The 1398-nt window shown below is 67.3% G+C and carries 1 pseudogene; it reads left to right on the top strand.

The annotated features are described in order from the left end of the window. Positions 1-168: 168 nt before the first annotated feature. A pseudogene (locus tag AB0H32_RS48355) lies at positions 169-1398 on the top strand (IS701 family transposase); the annotation flags it as partial.

Below are 1398 nucleotides of genomic sequence, written 5' to 3'. Positions count from 1 at the left end.
TCTGAGGGTGGGGAGTGTAGTGGTGTGGGCAGGGGCATGGAACGGTCTTTGGCGGGGTGCCGCCCCAACGAGTGGCCGCGCCGTATGCAGTGACAATGCTCCGGGCAGTGCGCCTATGTGATCGAGGATGCACCCACGAACGTGTGGGACGAGGAGCTTGGCGGGCTGTTGCGTCGGATCGGGAGCCGTTTCACGCGTGTGGAGTCCCGGCGCCTGGTGCGCGACTACATCCATGGTCTGCTTGGCCCGGTCGGCCGCAAGAACGGCTGGCAGATCGCCGAATACGCCGGCCACGCCACGCCTGACGGCCTGCAACGGCTGCTGTCCCGCACCTGCTGGAACGCGGACGAGATCCGCAACGACCTGCAAGCCTACGTCGCTGAACACCTCGGCGCCGACGACGGCGTGCTGATCATTGACGACACCGGCTTCGTCAAGAAGGGCACCACCTCCGCCGGGGTGCAGCGCCAGTACTCCGGCACTGCCGGCCGCACCGAGAATTGCCAGATCGGCGTCTTCGCCGCCTACGCCACCACCCGCGGCCATGCCCTGGTCGACCGGGAGCTCTATCTGCCCAAGTCCTGGACGGACGACCGCCATCGCTGTCGGGCGGCGAAGATCCCCGACGAGCGAACCTTCGCCACCAAAGGTGAGCTGGCCCGCACCGTGATCGCACGAGCCCTCGCCTCACCGCTGCCCATCGCCTGGGTCACCGCCGACGCCGCCTACGGACAGGACTCCCACTTCCGTCACTTCCTCGAAGACGCCTGCCTCTCCTACGTCGTGGCCGTGCCCAAATCCCAGCCGGCCGGCGGCCCGCGCATCGATCACCTCTTCAGCCAAGCCCCGCCCGAAGCCTGGCAACGACTGTCCGCCGGACACGGCGCGAAAGGCGAGCGCTACTACGACTGGGCCGCCGCACACCTGCCCTCTGCATGCGAGTCAGACGGCGACATGGTCACCAGTCGGCGCTGGGTGCTGGCCCGCCGCAGCATCACCAAGCCCGACGACATCGCCTACTACCTCGCCTGCGCCCCGCTGGAGGCAACGATCGCCGACCTGGTCCGCGTCGCCGGATGCCGCTGGAAGATCGAGGAGTGCTTCCAGAGCGCGAAGAATGAATGCGGCCTGGACCACTACGAAGTCCGCCGTTATGTCGGCTGGTACCGGCACATCACTCTCGCCATGCTCGCCCACGCATTCCTGGCAGTGATGGCCGGCCATGAACGGCAAAAGGGGGCGTCGAACGGGACACGCCCGACCTCGTGGACCTCACACCAGCCGAGATTCGCCGTCTACTGGCAACTGGACCCCGCCATCGTCCCGTCGACCCCCGTCACATCATGACGTGGTCACACTGGCGCCGCCGCCATCAAGCACAAGCCCGCCGCTGTCACT

It is taken from the genome of Streptomyces sp. NPDC020362, from assembly GCF_040642095.1.
Lineage (GTDB): Bacteria > Actinomycetota > Actinomycetes > Streptomycetales > Streptomycetaceae > Streptomyces.
This window is presented reverse-complemented; position numbering and strand designations above follow the sequence as displayed.